At 66.2% G+C, this 6,460-nt stretch carries 7 protein-coding genes; 5 read left to right on the top strand and 2 right to left on the bottom strand.

The annotated features are described in order from the left end of the window. The coding region (locus VF631_RS12365; RefSeq protein ID WP_431850617.1) for a YHS domain-containing protein at window positions 1-839 on the bottom strand (839 nt) is incomplete at its 3' end. A 156-nt stretch (window positions 840-995) separates the two neighbouring features. After that, entirely contained in the window at window positions 996-1,739 is a 744-nt protein-coding gene (locus VF631_RS12360; protein WP_431850616.1) for a LuxR family transcriptional regulator, read from the bottom strand. Between the two features lie 295 nt (window positions 1,740-2,034). Here VF631_RS12360 and VF631_RS12355 point away from each other — a divergent pair, with 295 nt between their 5' ends. The 5 genes from VF631_RS12355 (at window position 2,035) to VF631_RS12335 (ending at window position 6,294) form a co-directional block, all read left to right on the top strand. Next, the gene (locus VF631_RS12355; RefSeq protein ID WP_431850615.1) at window positions 2,035-2,973 is read left to right on the top strand and encodes an ArdC family protein; all 939 of its coding nucleotides are present in this window, start codon (window positions 2,035-2,037) and stop codon (window positions 2,971-2,973) included. 277 nt (window positions 2,974-3,250) lie between these two features. Further along, entirely contained in the window at window positions 3,251-4,213 is a 963-nt protein-coding gene (locus tag VF631_RS12350) for a DUF2493 domain-containing protein (RefSeq protein WP_431850614.1), read from the top strand. Window positions 4,214-4,348: 135 nt separating this feature from the next. Further along, window positions 4,349-4,594 (top strand): sigma factor-like helix-turn-helix DNA-binding protein, encoded by a 246-nt coding sequence (locus tag VF631_RS12345; protein WP_431850613.1) that lies wholly within the window; start codon window positions 4,349-4,351, stop codon window positions 4,592-4,594. 55 nt (window positions 4,595-4,649) lie between these two features. Next, window positions 4,650-5,573, top strand: a complete 924-nt coding sequence (locus tag VF631_RS12340) for a HEPN domain-containing protein (protein WP_431850612.1) — start codon at window positions 4,650-4,652, stop codon at window positions 5,571-5,573. A gap of 307 nt (window positions 5,574-5,880) precedes the next feature. Then, window positions 5,881-6,294, top strand: a complete 414-nt coding sequence (locus VF631_RS12335) for a single-stranded DNA-binding protein (protein ID WP_431850611.1) — start codon at window positions 5,881-5,883, stop codon at window positions 6,292-6,294. Window positions 6,295-6,460 lie beyond the last annotated feature (166 nt).

Genomic DNA, 6,460 nt, shown 5'->3' with positions numbered 1-6,460 from the left:
GCCGTCTTCGGCGCGAGGCCGAGCAGCGCGCGGATAGCTTTGCCGGTCGCTGAACGGGCGCGCAGTTCCAAGACCTGCCCTAGAAGCACCAAGGTCGTGATGACGGCGGCGGCTTCGAAATAGACGGGCACCACGCCGCCCATGGTGCGGAACGAGGGCGGGAACAGGTCCGGCGCGAGCGCAGCCACCAGGCTGTAGGAATAAGAGACGCCGACGCCGAGCGCGATCAGCGTGAACATGTTGAGGTTGCGGGTCTGGAGCGAGGCCCAGCCTCGCTCGAAGAACGGCCATCCTCCCCAAAGGACCACCGGCGTCGCCAGCGCGAGCTGGATCCAGACGAATGTCCGCATCGGCATTAGGTGCCAACCGAACAGCTCCGTCCCCATGGCGAGGACCAGCAGCGGCACCGAAAACGCGGCGCTCACCCAGAAGCGCCGGGTCATATCGATGAGCTCGGGGTTCGGGCCCTCCTCCAAGCTCGGCTCGGCCGGCTCGAGCCCCATTCCGCAGATGGGGCAGGTGCCGGGCCCGTTACGGCGAATCTCCGGGTGCATCGGGCACGTCCAGACCGTTCCCTCAGCAGCCTCGGGAAGCGCTCCCATCGGCGGATGCGTGAGGGCCGGATCATGCTCCGGCGGGTTCAGGTAGCCATCCGGGTTGGCGATGAACTTGGTGCGGCAGCCGGCGCTGCAGAAATGATAGGTGGTGCCGCCGAGATCATGATGGTGCTCGGTTCGCCCAGGATCGACCGTCATTCCACAGACGGGATCCTTGACCTTGCCGGCGGCGGCGTCTGCCGATGCGGCTCCGTCACCTGAGTGGCAGCATGCATGTGCCATGTCGGTATCCTTTGCACCCGAATCATCCATGCGCCCATGTGCAGCTTGACATCATGTCAAGGTCAAGGGCCCATCCTTGAGTATGAAACGCTGCTGCGCCGTCCGGGCCAAACATGTGTCCCTCAGAAGTGCCAGCGGCTCGGCTAGCGCGGGCAGCTAGCGCTTGAAGATGTCCATGAAGCTGATCGTGCCGCTGAACAGGGCGTGCGCGACCAGCTGCGACCGGCTCACAGCGTCATAATTGGCACGGGCGGCTTTCACATATTGATGGACCGTCTCTGGGCTGATCCCGAGGATCGTCGCGATTTCGGAGTCCGATTTGCCGCGCGCGATCCAGATCAGGCAATCTCGCTCGCGGTCGGAGAAACGGGCGGGATCGGCGAGCCTCTGACGGTCGCGTTTCGCGAGTCGCCTGGCAGCCTCGAACGCGAACGCCCCGACCAGCTGCGCCACCGCGAGGTGCTCCGCCTTCAAGGGCTTTCCCCGAGCCGTCGCAAAGGAGCAGGACCCGTTGACCTCGCCCGGCACATGCGCTGGGACGGTGAAGCCGTCGCCGAGGCCCTGTCTTGCGGCCGCGTCGAGCACGGCCCGGTCCATACGAGTCAGCGGGATCATGTTCGGCAGCTGCGACCAGGTGAACCCAACCGCGGTCATCTGGCACGCGCGGTGGACCGGATCGGTCCGCCCGAGCTGCTTGCGGTCGTAGTAGCGCTCCCATTCGTCCGGATAATTGTGGATGCGGATCGCCGGTTCGGACGAGTTGCGCAGATCTACATGATGGCTGAGCGCGAAGTGAGCGAAGCCCAGTTCGCGCGAGATATCGGCGAGGATCGTCCGCAACTCGCCCTGGCTGCTGGCGGTGCTCACCTCGTCGACGAAGGCATTGACCCGTTCGAACATGCCGAACCGCTGCGTTCCGCACGGTCACGAGGGGCGCTCCAAGCGCGCCGGCTCCAACGTGCCGCCCCTTAGGCCACGCCCGGGATCTCACTCCGCAACGTCACCGCCATTGGCCGCGTCCGCGCTCGCCGACCAGGTCGGTGAGCTTGTCCACGGTGCTACTATGACAGGAGTAGCCGCAGTCGCGCAATTCCCCCACTTGGGGGAATAGCTTAGCCCAGGTTTGAATCAGGAAAGGAGAGGGAGCTTCCGCGGCGCGGCTCGGCAGGAGCCGGTCAGACTTCGGAGACTTCCCATGAAACATGAAGCCAGCCGGCTTTCGCCGGCGGAAACAATCACGGCCGCCATTGTGGCGCGGCTTGAGGCGGGGACGCGCCCGTGGGTCCAGCCCTGGACGCGCGCCTCTGTCTCTAGGCCGCTGCGCGCCTGCGGAACCCCTTATCAGGGCATCAATGTCCTGTGGCTCTGGATGGCGGCCGAAGCGGCCGGGCATTCGTCTCCTTACTGGATGACCTACCGCCAATCGCAGTTGCTCCGAGCCCAGGTGCGGAAGGGCGAACGCGGCACCGTCGCGATCTTCTACCGGGCCTACCAGATTGATGAACCCGACGAATGCGATGAAGACGCAGGCCCGCGGACGCGTCGCGTGCTCAAGAGCTTTACCGTCTTCAATGCCTGCCAGATCGACGGGCTGTCGCGACGCTTCTTCCCCGAGCCGCAACCGCTTCCGCCGCCGACCGAGCGGGACAGGGTCCTTGATCACTTCTTCGAGGCGGTCCCAGCAAGGATTCGGCATTGGGGAGCGGAGGCCTCTTACTCTCCCGTGCTGGACCAGATCACGATGCCCGAGCCCGGCCTGTTCCGGGACCTCGACCATTATCGCGCGACGCTCGCGCACGAGCTGTCGCACTGGACCGGACACGAGAGCCGCCTCGCCCGGCAAATGAGCGGCCGGTTCGGCAGCGAAGCGTACGCCATGGAGGAGCTGGTGGCGGAGCTTTCGTCCGCACTCCTTGGCGCTGAGCTCGGGCTGCCGGTGGAGCATCTCGACCATCATGCCAGCTACCTCGCTTCGTGGCTCAAGGTGCTGAAGGCCGACAACAGGGCAATCCTCACGGTTGCCGCCAAAGCCGAGGAGGCCTCGTCGCTTCTCCTGCGGCTTGGCCGACGTGATGTCTCCGATGCCTCCGCTGAAGGCGCTCTCGCTGAACCTCCCGAGGCTCTGGCAGCCTGATCGGGAGCCGCCCCTCTACGGGCAGGGGCTTGGAGAGGGCAGTCGCGCTGCCTCTTGGAAGTGGCCGGATCCGGCGCGGGAGAGGCCCTGCCCCGGCAGTGGCGGACCGCAACCCGCTTCGCCCGCGGCCCGTGTTGGCGTGCCGCTGCGCGGCAGCCTGCCCGCGCCAGCCGCGGCTTCGGGGTGTCCCGCCGCTCCCGCGGCGGTGCGGTCCGCCGCCTTTGCCGGGGCTTGGGGCTCCCGGCGCCGATCCCCGGCGCGTTCAGGAGAGCCCATCATGCACACCACCCTTGCCGCCCAGCTCGCCGCGCTGGAGCTCGGCCACCTTAACATCGCCGCGCTGGATCGGGCACCGTGCACCGACGCTGTCGATGCGGAAGCAGCCGAACAGACGCTTGTCGCGGTCTGGTCCGACCTGTTCGGGCTGTTCCCCGACACCGCTTTGGAGGACGATGCCGAGGAGCTCGGCTGGGCGTTCGTCAACCTGTTCCACCGCGCCGCGCTGAAGCGCTCGGGCCAGATCGACCGCGCGACGGACGAGATACGCAGCCTGGTTGCGTCCGGCGATGGCTCCGAAGTCCACGCCTCCCAACTCGAGAACGAGATCGCCAGGGCTCAAGCTGCCGAGGCTGCCATGCTGGCGCTGGAGAACCTGCGGGAGACCGCGGCACGTCTTTACCTCAACGAGACCGGCCATTCCTGGCGCCCTGCTGGCGGCTCCCGGGCTAACCACGGTGCGGCCCTGACGTCTGCGGTCGTCGACGGCCGCGACTTCCTGCGGGCGCGGGCAGAGAGCCGTCGCAAAGCGGTCATGCCGGAGGGCACGCCCGTCGTCTTTGCTGGGGGGCGCCTCTCGTTTCCGACCGATGAGCAGGCCAAGGCATTTGCTGGAAACGTGTGGGACACGCTCGACAAGGTGCGGGAGCACGTCGCCGATTTGGTCCTGGTCCACGGCGGCGACACCAAGGGCGTGGACCAACTCGCAGCTTCTTGGGCCGAGCGGCGCAAGGTGCCGCAGCTGACCTTCTCGCTCGATCGGCGGCTCGGACAGCGAGCGGGGTTCCGCCGCAACGAGCAAATGTTGTCGCTCAAGCCCCGCTACGTGGTCGCGTTCGCCGGAAGCGGCGTCGTGGAGCGGCTCGTCATCCAGGCGAAAGAGCAGGGGCTCAGCGTCGTCGATCGGCGTGGCCCTCTCGGGACCCACCCGAAGCGCGCGGCACGCGAGGCGGCGGCGGCCTAGGCGCCGCGAACCGGACCGGCTGCTGCCGGTCCGGTCCTCCTTTTGAGCTCGGGAGGAGAGGGCGGCGGGGTGGCCGGCGGAGGTACAGGCACGTCATTCGGGCGCGACTGGCCTCCGTTTCCGAGGAGGATTGCCATGTCCGACACACCCGATCACGATCCAGATCTCCTGCGCCGCATGGAAGAGGCCATGCTGAACATGCCGAAGCTGCAGCGGGAAATCTTCATGGCGCACCGGCTGGACGCCATGTCCTACGGGGAAATCGCCGAACGAACCGGCCTCACGATGCGTCAGGTGGAGCGCCACATGGCGAAGGCGATCTACAAGCTGGTGAAGCAGCTGGATGGAGAGAAGCTCAGCTGGTGGGAGCGCCGGTTCTGAGCGCCGCCGCCTCCGCCCTCGCCAGCGGCGTCCCGACCTCTTAGGATCGATCCCGATGCGAACCGATCTCGACCATCTTCCGCCGGCCAAACAGCGCGAGCTGGAGCGCGCGGTGCAGATACTTATGGCCGAGTTCGAACAGGTCACCGCGCGAGCCACGCAGCCGTGGCGACGCAACGGGAAGATCTACAAGATCATCCTGTTCGGCAGCTACGCGCGCAACGATTGGGTCGACGAGCCGGAGAATGGCTACCAGTCGGACTTCGACCTTCTGATCGTAGTGAGCCACCGGGATCTGACGGAGATCGCTGACTATTGGTATGTCGCCGAGGACAAGATTCTGCGCGACCGGGCAATTGGCAGGCCTGTGAACATCATCGTCCATTCCATCGACGAGGTGAACCAGGCGCTGAAGCGCGGCGAGTATTTCTGGGTAGATATCGTCCGCGAGGGGATCGCGCTATATGAGCTTCCGCAGCACGAGCTCGCAGTTCCGATGCCTGCTTCACCGAGGGACGCGTTCGAGTTGGCGAGCGGGTACTTGGAGGAGTGGCTACCAGCAACTGGCCGGTCACTGGCCACTGCGGAGACGCAGTCCATGCAGGGTGCTGATGCACTTGGATGGCGGAAAGATGCTGCTTTTACGCTCCATCAGGCAACGGAACGCGCGTACGCCTGCTTCCTGCTAGTGCGGACCCTCTATTTCCCCCGGTCCCACAACATCAAGTTCCTGCGCTCTCTGGCCGAGGACAGTGAGCCGCGCTTGATCGAGGCCTGGGCTCGCGCGACGAAGCTGGATCGTCGGCGGTTTGAACTGCTGAAGCGCGCATATGTCGAGGCACGGTATTCCGCGAGCTATGCGATTGAAACGACCGATCTCGAGGCTTTGTCGGCCTCGGTTCGGCGGCTGCGCGACATCGTTGAGGAGGTCGCCCGGGAGCGTATCGAACAGCTGCGGGCAGAGGCTGAAGCGGGATAACCGTCCGCTCCGCTGATTTGACGACTGGCGAGGCACGCATGGTAGAGACAATCCGGGAAGGCGATTTAGTCACCGAACCTCCTGGGTAGCCGCCAGACCACACCCACCTCCTTTTCCAGCCCTTCTGGCACGGCGACGGCGGCCAGCAACCCGCGGCCCTGCGGCCCGTGTTGCCCTTCGGGCTGCCCGCGCCGGCCTTGCGCCGGGGTTCCCCTTGGCTGCGCCTGCGGTGCGCACCGCCGCATTCGCCGCGCCCTTCTCCGGGCTGTCGACGGGGTGGTCCCGGCGGCAGGACAGGAGACTTTCGATGACCAACACCGTTCTTCTCGTCGGCAACCTCGGCGCCGACCCCGACCTCCGCACCGCCAACAGCGGCACCGACATCGCCTCTTTCAGTCTCGGCACCAGCCGTCCCAAGCGCGACAGCGAGGGCAAGACCTTCAAGGATGCGAGTGGCTTCACCGCCAAGGACACAGAGTGGCACCGCGTTACCTGCTTCAACGGGCTCGGCAGGATCATCGCCCAGCACGCCACGAAGGGAATGCTCGTTTCCGTCCGCGGCCGGCTCCACTACACCCGCTGGACCGACCGTGAAGGCATCGAGCGCTACGGCTGCGAGGTCATCGCCGAAGACGTCCAGTTCCTCAGCCGGCCGCGGCAGTCCGGCCCCGGCGGCGGGTCCGAGCCGCAGCAGGATCTGGACGACGACGTGCCGTTCTGAGGCCGTTGATAGCCCCGGCGACTTCGGTCGCCGGGGCTCTTTTCGTACTCATCATGGGAGATTCGACCGCCGAGAGGCTCCTCGGCCCGTGCACTTTGGAGCGAGAGAAGAGGCTGCGGGGGAGGGGGTCTCGTCTCGTAGAGGCCCAATGTGGCGGGCGGCGAAG

It is taken from the genome of Allosphingosinicella sp. (assembly GCF_036387615.1).
Lineage (GTDB): Bacteria > Pseudomonadota > Alphaproteobacteria > Sphingomonadales > Sphingomonadaceae > Allosphingosinicella.
Note: the sequence above shows the minus strand (reverse complement) of the source record. Positions and strands in the feature narration are given on the sequence as shown.

Bases quoted from the DNA above. Each gene is read 5' to 3' on its own strand.
- VF631_RS12360 (WP_431850616.1), bottom strand. From the start codon at position 1,739: ATGTTCGAACGGGTCAATGCCTTCGTCGACGAGGTGAGCACCGCCAGC.
- VF631_RS12355 (WP_431850615.1), top strand. From the start codon at position 2,035: ATGAAACATGAAGCCAGCCGGCTTTCGCCGGCGGAAACAATCACGGCC.
- VF631_RS12350 (WP_431850614.1), top strand. From the start codon at position 3,251: ATGCACACCACCCTTGCCGCCCAGCTCGCCGCGCTGGAGCTCGGCCAC.
- VF631_RS12345 (WP_431850613.1), top strand. From the start codon at position 4,349: ATGTCCGACACACCCGATCACGATCCAGATCTCCTGCGCCGCATGGAA.
- VF631_RS12340 (WP_431850612.1), top strand. From the start codon at position 4,650: ATGCGAACCGATCTCGACCATCTTCCGCCGGCCAAACAGCGCGAGCTG.
- VF631_RS12335 (WP_431850611.1), top strand. From the start codon at position 5,881: ATGACCAACACCGTTCTTCTCGTCGGCAACCTCGGCGCCGACCCCGAC.